Source organism: Vibrio sp. CCUG 15886 (assembly GCF_028570825.1).
In the GTDB taxonomy this organism is placed as follows: domain Bacteria; phylum Pseudomonadota; class Gammaproteobacteria; order Enterobacterales; family Vibrionaceae; genus Vibrio; species Vibrio vulnificus_B.
On record NZ_JAQQBT010000001.1, the window covers coordinates 1,113,305 to 1,130,988 of the forward strand.

The following is a 17,684-nucleotide window of genomic DNA, read 5'->3' on the forward strand; positions in this document are numbered from 1 at the left end:
TACCTATCCCCTTCCTACTTGAAGCTGCAGCGGTGTTGGCTGCATTCGTTCACCCCAATCACATAGCGTATCTATGCTCATGGGGATTCACTCACTTGCCGCCTACCTGCAACTCCAAGTTGTTTGGGTATACAGCCTTAGAGCAAACAAGATGCCAACTTTTAAGTGATTGATATATAAAATATATGTGACAAGAAACCAGGAAAATGAGCAATATTTGGCTGATTTACTCTGCTGAAGATGAGCAAGATCTTGCTTATTGCACGTGAAAGAAAGAAACAAAAAAACAAATTAAAATCAAACGGTTAAATCAAAAAGAGATTAAACCGTTCGCATCTGTATTCGCACTTCGTGATCAAGGTTATAAAAATGTTAACACTCGCAATGAGCAAAATCTTGCTCATTGCTTGTATCTGCTCATCTGATCGTCAGCTTATCGATTTGCCTGCTGACCTATTTGTTTAATCAGTTATCGGTGTAATCGGCGCGATTCAGACCGAGCTTCTGCATTTTTTGATTGAGGGTGCGACGAGGAAGATCAAGCTCGTTCATCACCTCCAAAATGCTGCCTTGGTGGCGCACTAAAGCATCGTGAATCACCTTGCGCTCAAAATTGTGCAGTTGGATGGCCAGCGGCACACCAACAGGCAAGCTCTCTTGCACCCTCGCCGCGCGGCTCGAAAGGATCTCCATCACCGACAAGCTCTCATCCAGCGCAAAACGCACCGCGACATTGCGCAGCTCACGCACATTACCCGGCCACGCATAACTCAAGAGCGATCGTGATTCCGCTGTGCTCAGTACACGTTTGTTTGGGTTCGCTTGCGAGGCAAAGTGCTCAAACAAGAGCAACGCGTCTTCCTCTCGCTCACGCAATGGCGGCAAGTGCAACTGCGCCACATTGAGGCGATAAAACAGATCCTGACGAAAAGCGGGATGATTAAACAAGTTCTCTTTTGCAGCCGCCACCACGCGTAAATCCACATTCACTGGTCGGTTGGCACCCACGCGTTCCACCTGATTTTCTTGCAAACTGCGCAGCACTTTAACTTGCATCGCCATCGGCATGCTTTCAATTTCGTCCATAAACAAGGTGCCTTTATCGGCATACTCAAGCTTGCCAATGCGGCGCTTACTGGCCCCCGTAAACGCCCCAACTTCATGGCCGAACAGCTCGCTTTCAAAGAGGTTTTCCGGAATCGCACCACAGTTGATCGCCACAAATGGATTGGCTCGTCGCGCGCTTTCAGTATGTAAACTGCGCGCCACCAACTCCTTTCCGGTTCCCGTTTCGCCATAGATGATCACATTGGTGTCCATGCTGGCAACGCGTGCGACTTGCTCACGCAACTGGCGCATGATCGCGCTTTGACCAATCAAGACCTGCTCAATGCCACTGAGCTGCTGCAGATAATGGCTGCGATTGCCATAGTCTGCTTGCTGCTGATATTCACTCACCGCGCGCTGCAGTGTCGACGCGAGGCGATCGGGATTAAACGGTTTCTCAATGAAATCGTACGCGCCATTTTGCAGCGCCTTAACCGCCATATCGACATCGCCATGCCCAGTGACCAAGATGATCGGACAGCTCACTTGTTCGCGCTGCAACTCCGCCAGCAGAGCGATACCATCCAAATCCGGCAAACGCACATCACTGACAATGCCGTCAAAATCGCCGGTTTTGATCGCCGTAAGGGCTGGAAGGCCATGGCTAAATGCCTCAACGTGGAAGCCAGCCAGTTGCAACCATTGGGCGGTTGCTTGGCGGACGATTTCATCGTCTTCAATCAGGGCGATATGGGGGAAAGAAACTGCATCCATCGAGAAATACCACTTGTCCATCGTGTCAAATTTTCCTGCTGCTACGTTAGCAAAAAGCACCGTTGGGAAAAGGAGCTGGATCTCACTTCTTAACAACAAAGCTTTAACAAACCCGACAAGCAGAGCAATCTTGGGCCAAGCAAGCAGGGAGGCAACGCGATGAAAAAACGAGTGGTAGTGCTCATCGCTATCGTCATGTGGTTGTTTGTCAGCCAATGGATGGGGAAGGAGCTGGTGCGCCAATGGCAAACCTCGCGCTCAGTGGTTGACGCGCAGCAACATTTTCTCGATTACATCGGCGACGTGCGTCGCGCCTTGCAGCGTTTTTATCACTTGCCCTATCTACTCACCAGCAACAATCACAGCGAGCGGTTTCTCAATGGTGAGCGCTCACTCTATTCTGAACTCAGACGAGAGCTGACTCTGTTGGATAAAGCGGCCAATACCAAAGGCTGGTATCTGCTCTCTGCCAGCGGCGATGTGCTGGTGTCCAGCTTGGAAAACGAAGCATTGAGCGAGCAAGATCTCGATGCCATTGTGGAACAAATTCACGCGCAAGGAGAAGGGGTCGCTCTGGTCAGCAAAGCCAAGGGTGCGTCACCGTTTTTCTATTTGGCGGCGCCGGTATACCTCGACTTTGGCATCGCAGGCATTGCCGTGGTGCAAATCAATTTGCGCCTACTCACCGAACAATGGCTGCTCAGTAGCGATGCGATTTTGTTTCAAAACCAGCGTGGCCACTATTTTCTTTCCAGCCACCCGACACTCACCGCCGATGAACTCAATGATCGCCTAAGTGAGATCCAGCAAAGCGAGGCGACACTGCGCGATGACACGCGTTTGCAATTCTGGCAACTCGAGCAACGCCGCTTTCTCGCCCAAACCATTGTGCTGGACGATCTCAAATGGCAGCTCACCTACCTCACGGATTACCAACCGATACAGCAAGCGAGCAACCGCGCAGGTTGGGCGATCCTACTGGCCAACTTTGTGTTGCTGTTGGTGGGCGTGATTGCCTACCAGCGCCATCAAAAATCACTCAGCAACCAACGCATCCAGCGTTTATTGGATGAGTCGCGCCAGCGAATGAGTCAGATGATCAACAAAACTCATGTGGGGCTGTTGCTGCTCAATGGTCATGGTGAGATTGAAGATCTCAACCCAATGGCCAAACGCTATTTCAGCCTCTCCGATTCGATGAGTAAACTCGCCCCCGCATGGCAACTGTTTGATACCGGCAATGCCACCTCCACCACCTTGCAACTGCTGAGAAACTTACCCAAGCATCGCGATCTTGCGGAAGTGAGTGCGGTGGAAACCATGGGCAGGCGCAGTGATGGCAGCCAATTTCCATTGCTGTTTTCTCTCACCGCTTTTCCCTGGCATGGCGAGCTTTACTACCTCGCCACAGTGCTCGACATCAGCAAACGCAAAAAAGCCGAACAAGCTCTGCAAAAGGCCAACCACGAGCTGGCGGAACGGGTGGAAGAGCGCACCGCGGCGCTGCGTTCAGCGCAACAAGAATTAATCGAAAGCAGCAAATTGGCAGCGCTGGGCAGGATGTCGAGCGCGATTACTCACGAACTCAATCAACCGCTGACAGGGCTAAAAACCCTGCTCACCAGTAACGAGATATTGCTTGAACGTGGTGAAATGGCGATGTTGCAAGCCAACAATCGACTTATCCATCGCCTCATTGATCGCATGGGAAAAATGACCAGCCAGCTTAAATCCTTCGCCTATCAAAAGCCGGAACAGCTTTGCCCTGTCTCCCTGCCGGATGCGTTACAAGAAACCTTGCGCATTTACCAAGCCGAGCTCGCGCCCATTGATGTTCGGGTGCGTTTACCGCATCCACTGGCCGATGTGTTGGGAGAAGAACAGCGTTTACGACAAGTGCTGGGCAATCTCATCTCCAACGCGGTGGATGCAATGAAAAATACCGAGCAGCCTCAATTGATGATCTCAGCCACCACTTCAGAAACAGAGCTTACGCTTACCTTGAGTGACAACGGCTGTGGCGTCAGCGAGGCACAACTGAGCCAGATGTTTGAACCCTTTGCGACAAGCAAAAAAATTGGCGAAGGGCTGGGCTTGGGCCTGTCGATTACCGCCAACAACATGCGCGATATGCAAGGGCGCATTGCTGTCAACAAAAACGCCAGTGCCGGACTCACCTTTACACTGACGTTTTTACTTGCAAAGCCTTCCATAACCTAAATAGGCTTCTAGGCTTTATGCCCGCTAAATGGCTACTAATGGCTACTAAGCGGTTGCACGAACTGCTGTGCAAACGACTTTGCACATTACGGCGTCATGGTCTGCACAATCTGCAGCTCATGGGCCTGCTCGTAGCTGAGCTCATTATTGATTAACGCGCCAAGGGCCGCCTCACTTAATAGCATCACCTGTTGAGCATTTTCAGGCGGAGGCACATGAATGGTGAGCCCATCCGTTTGCCGCTTTGACCACAATTGGCTGTCCACCAGATAGATGTAGCTTTCCGCTGCGACCTTATCCGGCCATTGCTTGTTGAGCAAGGTTAACCACCACTGCGCACGTGCCAACCCTTTGCTGCCCGCCAATCTCTGCGGTTTGGTAATGTGTTGCGCATCAATCGCTTCGCGAGTGGCTATCGCGATGTCTAACGCGCCGGGATAACTCTCCGCAAACGGGTTATTAAATTGACCATCATAAGAGCAAGCCAGCGCAGGCTGGCTTGCCATTAAGGACAACAACCCTAAGAGAGGTAAGTGCCTACTTCGCACCATAAGGCTTTCCTCTCTATGGCGTCACAATGTTGAACCAGAAATCAAACTTATCCAGCATGCCAACAAAGTCTTTAAACACCTGCTTGTTGCCTTTGAGTTGCACGTCACCATCGGCAATCGCTTTCTCCAAGGTAATATTGCCAAGCTGAACATCGTCCAAAGTCGCCTTGGTCAAATTCAACGTTACGTCGGCTTTTTTCGCTTGCTTACGCGTGTGGTTGAGCACCGAGTTTTCCACATACAAAGTGTACTGCTCGTCTAAGTCGGTGAAGTTGATGTTGATGGCGAAGGTTTTACCTGCGGCTTTTTCTGGCAAAATACGCACCGCTAGGTAATCAAACAGCATCTCTGGTGGCATGTTTTTGATGATGTCGGGCGAGGCCGTGTTGGTGCCTCCCGCTTTTGGCGTTCCGTTTCTCAGCTCGTAAGCCCCTTGCAAATAAACCGAGCGCCACGGGCCAGATTCCGCTTGATACCCCAACTGCTCATAAGTATCAGCGAGCAACGCTTTGCCGCGCTTGCTTTGTGGGTTGGCAAACACGACATGTTTGAGCACTTCCGCCACCCAGCGGTAGTTGCCTTTATCGAAATCTGCTTGCGCCTTGTCGATAGTTGCGCTTTCGCCGCCCATGTACTCAACGTATTTCACTGCCGCGTTGGTTGGCGGTAAGTTATTGAGATCGGAAGGATTACCAGAATACCAACCCATGTAGCGCTGATAGACCGCTCGGCTGTTGTGGCGCAAGGTGCCGTAGTAACCACGTGTACTCCAGTTCTTCTCCAACTCCTCTGGGAATTGAATCACTTCCGAGATTTCAGAGCCGATGTACCCTTGGTTCATCAAGCGTACGGTTTGGTCGTGCGTGTACTTATACATGTCACGTTGGCCTTTAAAGTAAGCGACAATCTCTTTGCTGCCCCACATTGGCCAGTGGTGACTTTGGAATTTTACTTCCACCTCATCGCCCCACATTTCAATGGTTTCGTTGAGATAAGAGGACCACTTGAGCGCATCACGCACCTGCGCTCCGCGCAACGTGAGAATGTTGTGCATGGTGTTGGTGGAGTTTTCCGCCATCCACAACGCTTTTTTATCGGGGAACCACGTGTTGATCTCGGTTGGCGCTTCTGTGCCTGGGGTGTATTGGAACACCATGCGCACGCCATCCACCGTCACTTCTTCACCGGTTTTTTCAATAATGCGAGTAGGCACAATCAAGGTTGGTAAACCCGTTGACGTGGTTTGGCCTAAACCGCCATTCACCCCACCACGTTCATTACGCGGCAGCAAAGCGCCGTACATATAGATAGCGCGTCGGCCCATTGCATTGCCTGCAATCACGTTTTCTGACACTGCGTGTTCCGTAAAGCCGTGTGAAGCAATGATCTCCACCTTGCCCGCTTTCACATCTTCTTCATCCACGATGCCGCGAACGCCACCAAAGTGGTCAATGTGGCTGTGCGAGTAAACCACCGCTGTCACAGGGCGTTCACCAAGCTGAGCATTAACAAAATCCAGCGCGGCTTTGGCGGTTTCTTGGGAAATCAACGGGTCGAAGACGATCCACCCTTTGTCCCCTTTAATAAACGTGATGTTGGAAAGATCGTAAGCGCGCACCTGATAAATGCCCTCAGTCACCTCAAACAGGCCATTGATCATATTGAGCTGAGCGTTACGCCATAAACTGGGGTTCACGCTATCTGGGGCTTTATTTTCCAGCGAGATGAACTGCTTATACGCTTCCAGATCCCACACCACATCGCCATTGGCGTTTTTGATGGTGACCACATCTTGTTTGGCAATCAAACCTCGTTGGGCATTCTTAAAATCGGTTTCATCCTTGAAATTTAACGCTTGATACACCGCCTGATTGGCTTCAATCGTGGCTTGTGTCGCGGGTTTGGATGGGATGGGTTCGGCCAGAACGGCCCCTGAAGTGAGCGCGAGCGCGATATACAAAGAGAGTGGTTTCATTGTCATTCCTTTTATGAACCTAACTGCACTCAAACAACGTAGACCACGCTCATCGCGTTCGCCATTTTCTACTGTTTTTTCATTGAGATATCGGGCACAGAATCAAACTTATCTTGCGAATGAGAGCCATTGCATCCACGCAACAAAACAACATGACAGATTTGTCATCTCAACGACCCCTTCTCGTCAGCGCCGATCGATACACTTTGCTTAACCCCTAGATAACTAGAGTTAAGGAAACAACAATGAAAAAAGTAACCACCACTCTTCTTGCTTCTGCTGGCTTATTTTTCGCCTCAACCAGTTGGGCGGCGCTGCAAACGCCACCGCCAAACTACACCTTTACCGCTAAGCACTACAGCAAAACCACTGAGTTGTATGGCAGCCAGCAAGCGGCTTACGACGCGGGTGTAGTGCTGCTTGCCAACTTGCAGGCCGCATCGCCACAAGAACTAAAGGCCAAATTCAATGTCATAGCCTATGACCCAACGGAAACCAACAGCATTGAGCTCAAAGATGGCGCAGAAATCAGCACCAAAGTGATCATCGATGAGCAAGGCGACACCCGCTATCAAGGTGTCGTCAACGTGGGTTACCAATATTTGAAACGTGACCAAAACGACTAACCCAGCAATGCAGAGCGCCCCCCTCGCTCTGCATTATTTTGGGTGTCATTCTCCACTCGGTTAAGGCAGTTATGAAACTTCTGATCATTGAAGACGAAAAGAAAACCGGGACGTATCTTAAAAAAGGACTTTCAGAGGCGGGCTACATCGTTGATCTTTCCCACGATGGGGTGGACGGCCTCTATCTCGCCACCAGTACACGTTACGATTTAATCGTCCTCGACGTGATGCTTCCTAATCTCAATGGTTGGCAAGTGTTGCGCGCTCTGCGCAGTAACCAAGTAGACACCCCGGTGATTCTGCTCACCGCACGCGATCAAGTCGAAGATCGAGTCAAAGGCTTAGAACTCGGTGCCGACGATTACATCGTTAAACCCTTCGCCTTTGTCGAACTGTTGGCGCGCATTCGCACCGTACTCAAACGCCAGCAACCCGCAACCCAAAGCACGACTCAGCTTTCCATCGCCAATCTCCATTTGGATCTGCTGCGGCGCAAAGTATTTCGTGACAAAGAACCCATCGCCCTCACTGCTAAAGAGTTTGCCTTATTGGAGCTGTTTATGCGCAAAACTGGGGAAGTGATGTCGCGCAGCCAAATCGCCTCTTCCGTTTGGGATATGAATTTCGACAGTGACACTAACGTCATCGACGTGGCCGTGCGGCGGCTGCGCAACAAAGTCGACAAACCGTTTGAGCCAAAATTGATTCACACTGAACGTGGCATGGGCTACGTACTTGAGGAGCGAGAGCTTGGTTATGGGATTTAGATCGATCACCACTCGGCTGACATTCTCCTACTTTTTTGCCTCTCTGTTGGTGCTCGTTTCACTGAGTGCCGCGGTTTTGTGGGCAGTCAAACATCATCTTTATGAGCAAGATCGCTACAACTTACAGCAAAAGTTCAACACGATTAACGAACTAAGAGTGCGAGGCGATTTCATCAGCCAATACGGCCCTTTCTTTGAAAGAGGTGACACCAAACTCTGGTTGCTCAATGGCAATCAGGTGGAATACCAGTCTCAATCGCTCGCTTTGCCGAAAAGGTTCATCAACAAAGCCAGCATGGAACGCATTGATTGGCAGGAAAATGGCCATCACTACCGAGCCATCCGTTTCCCGCTGAGCAGCTCGCCAGACTGGTACGCGGTGTTGGGGCTGAACATCGACCTGCACATTACCTTTCTGTCCAACTTCAAAAAGGTGCTGCTGTGGATCACCTTTTTCGCCAGCATCGTCAGTGGCTTTCTCAGTTGGTTCATTGCGCGCAAAGGGCTCAAACCTTTGGCCAAACTTGAGCATTATGTGGATGCCATTTCTACTGAAGAGCTCAGTGTTCGCGTCCCACAGCAGCCCTTTCCGGAAGAGTTATTGCCATTGGTGGCGCGTTTCAACCGAATGCTTTCTCGCCTTCAGGGCGATTTTGAACGCCTATCGGAGTTTTCATCCGACATCGCCCACGAGCTGCGCACTCCCATCGGCAATATGATGACGCAAACCCAAGTGATGCTGGCCAAACCGCGTAGCGAGCAAGAATATCGCGATATTTTGGAATCCAACGCCGAAGAGCTCAGTCGTCTCACCAAAACCATCTCCGATATGCTCTATTTGGCCAAATCGGAACACAACCTGTTGATGAAAAACAATGAGCCGATCGACCTCAAGTTGCTATTGGGGGATTTGGCGGAATACTACGAGCTAGCGGGGGATGAAAAGTCTCTCACCATTACCTGTTTTGGTGAAGGCCAAGTGGTCGGCGATAGAAACATGCTGAAGCGCGCGTTCGCCAATTTGCTCTCCAACGCGGTGCGCCACAGTTACCCAGAGAGCAATATCACCGTCGAGATTTTCCCGCATTTGATCGGCTACCAAATTGCCGTGACCAATCATGGAGAGACCATCGAATCCACACAAATCCCACGCTTATTCGAGCGTTTCTACCGCGCCGACAAATCGCGCACTCACCAACAAAGTGGTGGCGCTGGCTTGGGCTTGCCCATTTCTCGTTCCATCGCCAAATTGCATGGCGGCGATATCTACGCCCAGTCCAAGCACGAGTTAACCACCTTTACCCTCACCTTGAGTGATGTGGTTATCCATCCGGCTCACTGAAATTTTTCACGAAACAGCTCAATCAGCACTTTGACCTTCTGCGGCAGATAAAGCGCAGACGGATAAATCAACGTCAGGTGCTGCTTGGGATGCGTAATGTGGGGCAACACTTCCACCAAGTTGCCCTCTTCCAAAGCGGGTTTGGAATGCACCATCGGAATAAACGCCACCCCTTGACCAGCCATCGCCATTGAACGCAATAAATGTAAGTCGTCTGACTTTAGTGCTAATGGCAAATTGGGCGCGAGCAAATCAGCACTGTAGCGGTTAGTGAGAAGACGATGATGACGCAAATCCTCAATACCAGTGATCTCAGGGTGGGCGGAAAGATAGGCTTTTGAGGCCACCAGATGCGAGCGATAGGGCAGCAAACTAAACTGCACATAGCTGTCATCACTCACTTTCACCATATCTGGCAGCAATTGAAGATCAAACGCTTGTCGTCGCAAATCGACACTCTGTTGGTGGTTTTCAATCTCCAACGCCACCGCTGGGTAGCGTCGGCTAAATTCCGTAATGATCGCGTTAAACGCCGCCGAAGTCATCAAGGCAGAAGGAATCGCCAAACGCACTTTGCCTCCTTGCGTTTGGCTGTGTTCAGACATCACTTTCAGCCCCTGTTGCAAATGCTCCATCGGCTGCCCCACCAGCTCCATTAAACGCTGTCCCTGCTCGGTCAGTTCAATCGAGCGCGTGGTGCGAATCAACAATTGGCACCCAAGTGCATGCTCCAACTCTTGTAGGCGTCGGCTCACTTTGGAGCGCTGCAACTGCTGCGCATGGGCCGCAGCGCTAATGCCACCATGAATCACGGTTTGGGTAAAGAGGTAAAGATCATCAAGATTTATCTTCATTGTCCTATTTTTAGCGCATTAGTGTCTTTATTTGCATTCTACTGCACAACCGCGCTCTTCTCTATAATCCTGCATCTTTACTCTTATTTAGGTAGGTATCATGACTGCTGACCATAAATTCCGCTTGTGGATGCGTACACTGATTGTCCTGTTCATTGTGCTATTTTTGTACATCATTGTCGCTGACCAACGCGTGCCAATGACCACAGAAGGACGCGTCCAAGGATACGTGGTGCAAGTCTCTCCAGAAGTTTCGGGGAAAGTGACGCAAGTAATGGTGAGAAACAATCAGCTCGTTCATCAAGGAGACGTGTTGTTTGAGATTGATCCACGTAAATATCAAATCGCCTTAGAGCAAGCGCAGCTCGCGTTGCAATCAGCACTTGAGCAAGAAGCCACGCTCTACTCACAACGTGAGGCGGCATTGGCCAATATCGCACGTGCACAAGCGACTTATGACAACGCCCATCGTGAATACTTACGCTTACAAAAGCTCTCCACACAACAGGTGATTTCACAATCTAGCCTCGACAACGCCTTTGCACAAAACCAGGTTGCCCGCGCTAACTTAAAAGCCGAGCAACAGAGCCTAAAAGTGATTGATACCCAGCTTGGTGATGGCCCAGGGCAGAGCACCTCTGTGCGCGTGGCGCAAAATGGTATTGAAAAAGCGCAGTTAGATTTGGCCAACACTCAAGTGCTCGCCCCCAGCGATGGCGTCGTCACTAACATGCAGCTAGACATTGGTACCATGGCAAGCAGTAACATGCCTTTGCTCACTTTTGTCCCGACAGGGTCACTTTGGGTGACAGGGGATTTTCGTGAAAAATCAGTCGCCAATATCAACTCACACTACCGCGCTATGGTTGCCTTTGATGCCTACCCAGGCCAAGTGTTCGATTTCTCCATATCTAGCCGGGATTACGGCGTTGCTGCGGCGCAGCAAAAGCCTAACGGATCATTAACCAGCGTAGAAATCAACAACCGCTGGGTACGTGACGCGCAGAGAACACGAGTCAACCTCGCCGTTGAGGACGCCATGCCACCCGCGCTGTTTGTAGGTTCTCGCGCTACCGTGGTGCTTTACCCGAAAGAAAATACCCTTTGGCGCTGGTTAGCCACAGGGCAAATTCAACTTGCGAGCTTCTTCCACTACCTTTACTAAGGGACGGCATGAAAACAAAACGAATTTGGTTTGGCTGCGCTTGCGGCCTTGCCCTGAGCATGCTCTTTGGTTGGTCTTATGGTTTTTTTGCCATCATGCTGCCACTGTTTATTTTGAGCCGTGCAGATCAGTTTCAGCTTTCTCGCCTACTGCTCGTGGTGTTCTCCGCCATCTGGACAACGTTACAGGCGACGTTTTTGCTTGAGTACTTGCAGTTCCACCCCGTGCTCATGACGGTGGCAGTGGGGCTGTTTTTCTTACTCAAGTGCATCGCCATGATGAACCCCAACACTTACTTGTTTGGCTATATGGGGTTATTAGTTGGCTCGATCGTGCTCAACTTTGCCAGCTACGATTTCATCGATATCGAAGATTTTAACCTCAACTTGTGGGTCATTTCCCTCGCGAACATTGCCATTTGCGCATTCGCCTATTGGCTGTTCCCTGAACAGAACACCACTCAGAGGAACAACACCATGACCACCCCCGTCAAAAGCGATATGGACTACATCAGTCAGGTGGCGATGGGCTGGGTTGTCGCCATGAGTGCCTTTTTGCTGTTTCAGTTTGCCGATCTTTATGACTCGCTCTCAGCGCAATCGTCGATCATCATCATTCTGACACCCATGACGTTAGCGGGCTCTATGGCGGCCGCAAAAGTTCGCGTCATTGGCACCGCGCTTGGCTGCCTTGCGGGCTTGGCTGTGCAGTTAATGTTGGGAAGTTGGTACGGCCACGGCCTGCTATTTTGGCTTGCTTTAACTATTGCGATGGGGCCGTTTTGTCATTGGTTCAGCAAAGGTCCGATCAAAAGTGCACTCGCGTTTTCTGCTATGTCGGCATTAGCGGTGCCACTTACCGCTATCGTCCCAGAAGGCAAAGACGCGTTCTTTTCGATTTTGTATCGCTTTAGTTCTATCTTTGTCGCCGTCACCGCCACGGCGATGTTGATGTGGGTAGTGCATCATGGAATTCGCGCGTTGCTATTCAAGCATCCTGAAATTCAGAATGTATAGAGAAACAGGAAGAGGAAGAAGAAGAAGAGAAAAAGCCACTGGCAACGTGGTCGAAAAAAACACGCTCACCACTAAGCAAGACGAGAACAAAGAGCGACTCGCTGTCATCGCTCTTCGGAAGTTCACGTTCGTTGCACAAGTCTCAGCCGGATATTCGCCAGTAAATCAGCCAGCCAGCTCTTTTCGCACTATCGCAGCGCCGGCGGCTAAGGCGTTGAGCTTAGCGGTGGAAACATCACGAGCAAGTGGCGCCATGCCGCAATTGGTGCATGGGTAGAGTTTATCTGCATCAACGTATTTCAGCGCTTCACGCAAGGTGTTGGCCACTTCTTCTGGCGTTTCTATCTCGTTGGTGGCGACATCAATCGCGCCGACCATCACTTTCTTACCGCGGATCAACTCAAGCAGCTCAATCGGCACACGCGAGTTGTGGCACTCCAGTGAGATAATGTCGATGTTGGATTTCCGCAGTTTCGGGAACACTTCTTCGTATTGTCGCCACTCAGAACCGAGCGTTTTCTTCCAATCGGTGTTGGCTTTGATGCCGTAGCCATAACAGATGTGTACTGCCGTTTCGCATTTCAGCCCTTCGATAGCGCGCTCCAAACAAGCGATGCCCCAGTCGTTGACATCATCAAAAAAGACGTTAAACGCGGGTTCATCAAATTGGATGATGTCGACACCCGCCGCTTCAAGCTCTTTCGCTTCTTGGTTAAGGATTTTAGCGAACTCCCACGCCAGTTTTTCACGGCTGCCGTAGTAATCATCATAGAGCGTATCGATCATCGTCATCGGCCCCGGCAGCGCCCACTTGATCGGCTGCTTGGTTTGCTGGCGCAAGTATTTGGCATCGTCCACAAACACTGGCTTAGTGCGGCTCACCGGCCCCACGACCGTCGGCACACTTGCCTCATAACGGTTACGAATGGTCACCGTTTTGCGGTTTTCAAAATCCACCCCACTCAGGTGCTCAATAAAGGTCGTCACAAAGTGTTGGCGAGTCTGTTCACCGTCACTGACAATATCCACGCCCGCCAGCTCTTGCTCGTGCAAAGCGAGGCGCAGCGCATCGCGTTTGCCATCAATCAGTTCATCGCCTTGCAGCTTCCATGGCGACCACAGTGTTTCCGGCTCAGCCAGCCATGACGGTTTCGGTAGGCTGCCCGCGGTGGAAGTAGGTAATAGTGTTTTCATCGTCATTCCCTTCTCGATTGTGCTGATTGCTTACGCGTAATTGGCCGACCATTGCTCAAGGAGCGATTGGTACGGTTTGATGAAATGCGCTTCGGCAAAGCGACCTTGTTCAATGGCCAATTGGCTGCGCTCTTCTCGGTCGTAGACGATTTGAGTTAACGAGTGGTCAAGGTTCTTCAAATTTGGTTGGTAGCGTTGCCCTGCCACGGCATTGGCGTTGTAAATCTCTGGGCGGTAGATTTTTTGGAACGTTTCCATGGTGCTGATGGTACTGATGAGCTCAAGGTTCGAGTAATCGTTCAGCAAGTCTCCAAAGAAATAAAACGCCAGCGGCGCAACGCTGTTTGGCGGCATAAAGTAGCGCACCTGCAAGCCCATTTTCTGGAAGTATTGCTCTGTGAGCGACGAGTCGTTGGGCAGATACTCACACCCTAACACCGGATGCTGGTTTTCCGTGCGGCGGTAGATCTTGTTGTCCGACACGCTCAGGCAGATCACTGGCCGTTTTTTGAAATGCTGTTGATACTCAGCCGAGCTGACAAACGCCTTAAACAGCTTGCCGTGCAGCTCACCAAAATTCGCTGGAATGCTGAACTGAGGCTGATTTTTGTTGTGATCGAGCAACAGCACGCTGAAGTCATAATCACGCACATAAGAAGAGAAGTTGTTGCCGACAATGCCTTCAATGCGCTCATTGGTTTTGCGGTCAAGGATGTTGGTTTTGAGCACTTCAATCGAGGGAAAAGCGTCGCCACTGGCTTGAATATCGATATCCACGGAGATGATGTCCAACTCCACTGAGTAACGATCGCCGGTTGGGTTGTCCCAACTCGCCATGGCGTTAAAACGGTTGTCGATCATGCGAAGCGCATTGCGCAGGTTCTCTTGACGGCGCTGACCACGAGCCAAGTTAGCAAAGTTGGTGGTGATACGCGTGTTGTCCGAGGGCTGGTAGTTCTCGTCAAAGCGAATGCGTTTGATCGCAAAAGTGAAATCGTTGTTCATGCTGAGTGGGTCTCCTATTTCCTTAGATAACGCTGACTTTTCCTCTCTGGGCATGGGGTGGTTGTGTTTTTTGGTTTTCCCAATCGCCAGTTTGCGCTGCGTTTCGTCTTTGACACAAAAACGCACTCACCTTGGCAAGCACCAGAGCAGTCCGGTTTTTATACTTGCTTCGCGACTTGAAGAATATTGGTATTGTTTCACATTGAACATGAAGGAAATTCATGGTTTAAGAATGAGCGGAGGTAGGAACAGTGCCTACCAGCCGCCAACAACATGAAAGATGAAAGATGAAAGATGAGGTTTTATCTGTTCTTATAGTCCTTAGCGAGCTCAATGTGCGCGCTATCCAATCAAAGAACAGCAGACCAATTTACAAGGCGTTACGCAACCACTCTGTTGCGCCCTTGGGATTTTGCATCATAAAGATTGGCATCCGCTTGGCGATTGATTTCATCGACGCAGCTCGACGCATGCGCTTCAGCCAAACCAATACTGACCGTCACTGAGATCCCCCCCTCGCGATAATGAACAGGCGTACAACCAATGGCTTGACGTATAGTCTCCGCACTCTTAAGCGCATGCTGCTGAGAAACACCCGCCAACAGAATACAGAACTCCTCTCCCCCCTGGCGGAACACATTTTCCTCTCCCACTACATGGGCCATTGTTTTCACCACAGACTGAAGAACACTGTCTCCTCCGTCATGACCGTATTCATCATTGATCGCTTTAAAGTGATCGATATCTAAGACCAATAAAAAGAAGGGTAAACCTTGAGTTTTCAGCGCTTGGTAACGATGTTTCAGAGCGAGGCGGTTATTGGTGCCAGTCAGCGGATCAAGCGTGGCCAACTTACTTAACTTGTTTTCCGTTGACTCGCGGTTGAACTCATACACATGCGCGATTGCAGAAATACTGAAATAACAAAAGGAGAAATTGATCATCATCGTAAACATATCAAAGTACTGTTCTAGGTAAAACTGATAAGTAATATTGACGATCTGAATCAGAAACAAACACACACTCGCAACAAAACCGACTTTGTAACCCAGCAACAAATAGTAAACGATAGGCAAAACCAGTGACCAAAAAAAGACACCGTAGACCGTTGGCTTTAGGAAAGTACCAATAATAACGAGCAGCGTAATACACAGTGACATAATGTACTTGTGACCGTTGAATACATTACCCCGATCAATTTGACGATAAACGTGCCAAGAGTAAAGCGCGTACAAGCCTTCCAACGTGCCAAAGATATAGCTCTGACTAACAACATAGTTACCAATTGCCATCAAGAAAGCTAAGCTTCCTATCCCGAGGCTCATGCCTTTGAGCACTTTGAGGCGCAGTGCTAAGCTGCCGCCGAGCTCATTTATGTTCATATTTCCATCCATGGATTCAATGTATAAAAACATCAAAGATGATAACCTGATCAACTTATTGATAACAAGGGCATCAATGTATATGTGCACACGTATATTCAACAACTTAAACGATAAATTTCCAGTGACAGCACGCAATATGGACTGGTATTGGCCCGTCAATACTTACTTCTATGCGTTTCCCAAGGGTACCGTAAACCGTGGTCTGAGCGCCGAGTCAGCGGCGGAACTTCACATCGCACCACAGCAGGTACTGCAGTGGACATCTAAATACGCCAGTTTAACCACTGTCATGGGTAGCAACAAAAAGGGCTATGCCGCCGTCGACGGATTAAATGAAGCGGGGCTGGCAGTCAATGGCTTATACGATTCCCATGTCAGCTATGGACCTACTGACGGTAAAGGTCACTTCCTCAGCGCCAATCGCTGGGTCCAGTTTGTACTCGACCAGTTCGCTAACGTGCAGCAGGCTATTCAGTATTTTGCGACTCAAGACATTACGATTGTCTCGGAACTTTTACCCGATACCTCTGACACTCAATCGCATCTTCACCTTGCTCTTTCCGATGCCGAAGGCAATTCAGGCGTGATCGAAGTGCGCAACGGTTGCTTTGAGCTGTATGAGAGCCGTCATGATACCGTAGTCACCAATCAGCCGGACTACGAGACTCAACGATTGTTAACGGCCTATTGGCAGTACATTTGGGGCCAAAGACCGAACGCTCCCGTTGAGCACCCGGTGTACTCCGCACCTGGAGGCAATAGCGCGACACAACGCTTTGAGCGCGCCAGTTATTACTTTACCTTTGCTCAACCCGCCCAAAAACGGCGTGAAGCGGTGTATCAAGCGAAATCAATGGTGGCCGCTTGCTCAGTACCTGTACACTTTAACCCGTATCACGCGGAGAAAGCCTCCTACACGATTTGGACGAACCTTGCCGATCACCACAAGAAGATTTACTCCCTGTCCAGCACCGTGAGTATGAACACACTGTCACTGCACTTTTCTCCCGAACTCACGACATGTCGACGCTTGTTGCTGCAAAAAGAAAAATCAACCAAATCAGCTTGCCCGATAAAAGCAGGCGACGTGACTGACCACCTTGTCACTTGTGACAACCCGTTCAGCTAGTTTTCCTTTGCGTCTCCCTCGCAGATAACATCTGCGGGGGAATCGACTGAGGAAAAAGGCAACTCAACGGCGATTTGGTGAAGCGGTTTGTCGACGCCCAAGTTTATCTGGGGAGTAAACACAAATAGTATAAAAACAAAGACTTGGAAGGCGGCAGCTTTCATCACCATGTCTGTGATTTGGATTGACTTGATCACCGTTAGGAGTGGGTTGTGGTGGGGGGAGTTGGTTTTGGACAGAAGTGAGTTAGTGATAGTGTTCTAAAACGCTTCTGTCAGATTAGGAAAATTATGTTGATTCCGTGAGTGCTTGTTAAGTGTGAGAGATGTTGCCAACGATGTGGTTTGTTTATTCACTATATTTCATCAACAGCAAATCGTTCTGAGCCACCGTTGAAACAGACATAAAACTTGCGACCATCGCTATATACCTGAACCTCTGCGCCATTTATATTGTGGTAAGGGCGATCTATCATTGACCATCTTGTACAGTCATCTAGATCAAGTACAACTAAACCCATATCACTATATAAGCTCTCAACTAACGCTTTTGATACTAATTTCATTTGCACCTCAAATTATTTGTCTTCACTTTCAATAATTTGACACCTAACGCCTTGCTCACCGGTAAGTTG

15 protein-coding genes are annotated in these 17,684 nt (G+C 49.9%); 7 read left to right on the forward strand and 8 right to left on the reverse strand.

Annotated features, from left to right (window positions below; all coding sequences use genetic code 11):
- Positions 1-465 precede the first annotated feature (465 nt).
- Positions 466-1,842 (reverse strand): sigma-54-dependent transcriptional regulator, encoded by a 1,377-nt coding sequence (locus PQQ36_RS04745; protein ID WP_080586441.1) that lies wholly within the window; start codon positions 1,840-1,842, stop codon positions 466-468.
- A gap of 138 nt (positions 1,843-1,980) precedes the next feature.
- Here PQQ36_RS04745 and PQQ36_RS04750 point away from each other — a divergent pair, with 138 nt between their 5' ends.
- Complete coding sequence (locus tag PQQ36_RS04750; protein ID WP_273660447.1) at positions 1,981-4,041, forward strand: sensor histidine kinase; 2,061 nt, start codon at positions 1,981-1,983, stop codon at positions 4,039-4,041.
- Positions 4,042-4,127: 86 nt separating this feature from the next.
- Here PQQ36_RS04750 and PQQ36_RS04755 read toward each other — a convergent pair whose 3' ends face one another.
- Entirely contained in the window at positions 4,128-4,592 is a 465-nt protein-coding gene (locus tag PQQ36_RS04755) for a hypothetical protein (RefSeq protein ID WP_072600027.1), read from the reverse strand.
- Between the two features lie 13 nt (positions 4,593-4,605).
- Positions 4,606-6,573, reverse strand: coding sequence for an alkyl/aryl-sulfatase (locus PQQ36_RS04760; RefSeq protein WP_017421445.1), 1,968 nt, complete (start codon positions 6,571-6,573; stop codon positions 4,606-4,608).
- 239 nt (positions 6,574-6,812) lie between these two features.
- On the opposite strand from PQQ36_RS04760, the gene PQQ36_RS04765 reads away from it, so the two are divergent.
- The 3 genes from PQQ36_RS04765 to PQQ36_RS04775 all read left to right on the forward strand — a co-directional run bounded on the left by PQQ36_RS04765 (position 6,813) and on the right by PQQ36_RS04775 (position 9,302).
- Complete coding sequence (locus PQQ36_RS04765) at positions 6,813-7,193, forward strand: DUF3316 domain-containing protein (RefSeq protein WP_038969138.1); 381 nt, start codon at positions 6,813-6,815, stop codon at positions 7,191-7,193.
- A 71-nt stretch (positions 7,194-7,264) separates the two neighbouring features.
- On the forward strand, positions 7,265-7,960 hold the full coding sequence (locus tag PQQ36_RS04770) for a heavy metal response regulator transcription factor (protein WP_039467132.1): 696 nt from the start codon (positions 7,265-7,267) through the stop codon (positions 7,958-7,960).
- Positions 7,911-9,302: a heavy metal sensor histidine kinase gene (locus PQQ36_RS04775; protein WP_017421442.1), complete on the forward strand. Its 1,392-nt coding sequence runs from the start codon at positions 7,911-7,913 to the stop codon at positions 9,300-9,302. The genes PQQ36_RS04770 and PQQ36_RS04775 overlap by 50 nt, the downstream gene beginning before the upstream one ends.
- On the opposite strand, the gene PQQ36_RS04780 is transcribed toward PQQ36_RS04775, so the two are convergent.
- Entirely contained in the window at positions 9,296-10,156 is an 861-nt protein-coding gene (locus PQQ36_RS04780) for a LysR family transcriptional regulator (RefSeq protein ID WP_046029338.1), read from the reverse strand. The two genes, PQQ36_RS04775 and PQQ36_RS04780, sit on opposite strands and share 7 nt — an antisense overlap.
- A gap of 100 nt (positions 10,157-10,256) precedes the next feature.
- Between PQQ36_RS04780 and PQQ36_RS04785 the strand changes: the two genes are divergently transcribed.
- Together PQQ36_RS04785 and PQQ36_RS04790 are read left to right on the forward strand one after the other, a co-directional pair.
- A complete protein-coding gene (locus tag PQQ36_RS04785) occupies positions 10,257-11,321 on the forward strand; it encodes an HlyD family secretion protein (RefSeq protein WP_038969142.1) in 1,065 nt (354 codons plus the stop codon).
- Positions 11,322-11,329: 8 nt separating this feature from the next.
- A complete protein-coding gene (locus tag PQQ36_RS04790) occupies positions 11,330-12,337 on the forward strand; it encodes a DUF2955 domain-containing protein (protein WP_017421440.1) in 1,008 nt (335 codons plus the stop codon).
- Between the two features lie 165 nt (positions 12,338-12,502).
- Here PQQ36_RS04790 and PQQ36_RS04795 read toward each other — a convergent pair whose 3' ends face one another.
- The 3 genes from PQQ36_RS04795 to PQQ36_RS04805 form a co-directional block, all read right to left on the reverse strand.
- The gene (locus PQQ36_RS04795; RefSeq protein WP_103155192.1) at positions 12,503-13,531 is read right to left on the reverse strand and encodes a methionine synthase; all 1,029 of its coding nucleotides are present in this window, start codon (positions 13,529-13,531) and stop codon (positions 12,503-12,505) included.
- Positions 13,532-13,561: 30 nt separating this feature from the next.
- A complete protein-coding gene (locus PQQ36_RS04800) occupies positions 13,562-14,536 on the reverse strand; it encodes a DUF1852 domain-containing protein (protein ID WP_263154932.1) in 975 nt (324 codons plus the stop codon).
- A gap of 380 nt (positions 14,537-14,916) precedes the next feature.
- Positions 14,917-15,918, reverse strand: coding sequence for a GGDEF domain-containing protein (locus tag PQQ36_RS04805; protein ID WP_038963315.1), 1,002 nt, complete (start codon positions 15,916-15,918; stop codon positions 14,917-14,919).
- An 82-nt stretch (positions 15,919-16,000) separates the two neighbouring features.
- Between PQQ36_RS04805 and PQQ36_RS04810 the strand changes: the two genes are divergently transcribed.
- Positions 16,001-17,050: a linear amide C-N hydrolase gene (locus PQQ36_RS04810; protein ID WP_176471406.1), complete on the forward strand. Its 1,050-nt coding sequence runs from the start codon at positions 16,001-16,003 to the stop codon at positions 17,048-17,050.
- A gap of 355 nt (positions 17,051-17,405) precedes the next feature.
- Here the strand turns inward: PQQ36_RS04810 and PQQ36_RS04815 are convergent, their stop codons facing one another.
- Positions 17,406-17,615 carry a hypothetical protein gene (locus PQQ36_RS04815; RefSeq protein ID WP_263236836.1) on the reverse strand — a complete coding sequence of 70 codons (210 nt, stop codon included), beginning with the start codon at positions 17,613-17,615 and terminating at the stop codon, positions 17,406-17,408.
- Positions 17,616-17,684: the final 69 nt, after the last annotated feature.

Excerpts from the sequence above, each read along its gene's own strand:
- PQQ36_RS04800 (WP_263154932.1), bottom strand. The coding sequence starts at position 14,536 with ATGAACAACGATTTCACTTTTGCGATCAAACGCATTCGCTTTGACGAG.
- PQQ36_RS04755 (WP_072600027.1), bottom strand. The coding sequence starts at position 4,592 with ATGGTGCGAAGTAGGCACTTACCTCTCTTAGGGTTGTTGTCCTTAATG.
- PQQ36_RS04745 (WP_080586441.1), bottom strand. The coding sequence starts at position 1,842 with ATGGACAAGTGGTATTTCTCGATGGATGCAGTTTCTTTCCCCCATATC.
- PQQ36_RS04760 (WP_017421445.1), bottom strand. The coding sequence starts at position 6,573 with ATGACAATGAAACCACTCTCTTTGTATATCGCGCTCGCGCTCACTTCA.
- PQQ36_RS04770 (WP_039467132.1), top strand. The coding sequence starts at position 7,265 with ATGAAACTTCTGATCATTGAAGACGAAAAGAAAACCGGGACGTATCTT.
- PQQ36_RS04765 (WP_038969138.1), top strand. The coding sequence starts at position 6,813 with ATGAAAAAAGTAACCACCACTCTTCTTGCTTCTGCTGGCTTATTTTTC.
- PQQ36_RS04790 (WP_017421440.1), top strand. The coding sequence starts at position 11,330 with ATGAAAACAAAACGAATTTGGTTTGGCTGCGCTTGCGGCCTTGCCCTG.
- PQQ36_RS04750 (WP_273660447.1), top strand. The coding sequence starts at position 1,981 with ATGAAAAAACGAGTGGTAGTGCTCATCGCTATCGTCATGTGGTTGTTT.
- PQQ36_RS04805 (WP_038963315.1), bottom strand. The coding sequence starts at position 15,918 with ATGAACATAAATGAGCTCGGCGGCAGCTTAGCACTGCGCCTCAAAGTG.
- PQQ36_RS04795 (WP_103155192.1), bottom strand. The coding sequence starts at position 13,531 with ATGAAAACACTATTACCTACTTCCACCGCGGGCAGCCTACCGAAACCG.
- PQQ36_RS04815 (WP_263236836.1), bottom strand. The coding sequence starts at position 17,615 with ATGAAATTAGTATCAAAAGCGTTAGTTGAGAGCTTATATAGTGATATG.
- PQQ36_RS04785 (WP_038969142.1), top strand. The coding sequence starts at position 10,257 with ATGACTGCTGACCATAAATTCCGCTTGTGGATGCGTACACTGATTGTC.
- PQQ36_RS04780 (WP_046029338.1), bottom strand. The coding sequence starts at position 10,156 with ATGAAGATAAATCTTGATGATCTTTACCTCTTTACCCAAACCGTGATT.
- PQQ36_RS04810 (WP_176471406.1), top strand. The coding sequence starts at position 16,001 with ATGTGCACACGTATATTCAACAACTTAAACGATAAATTTCCAGTGACA.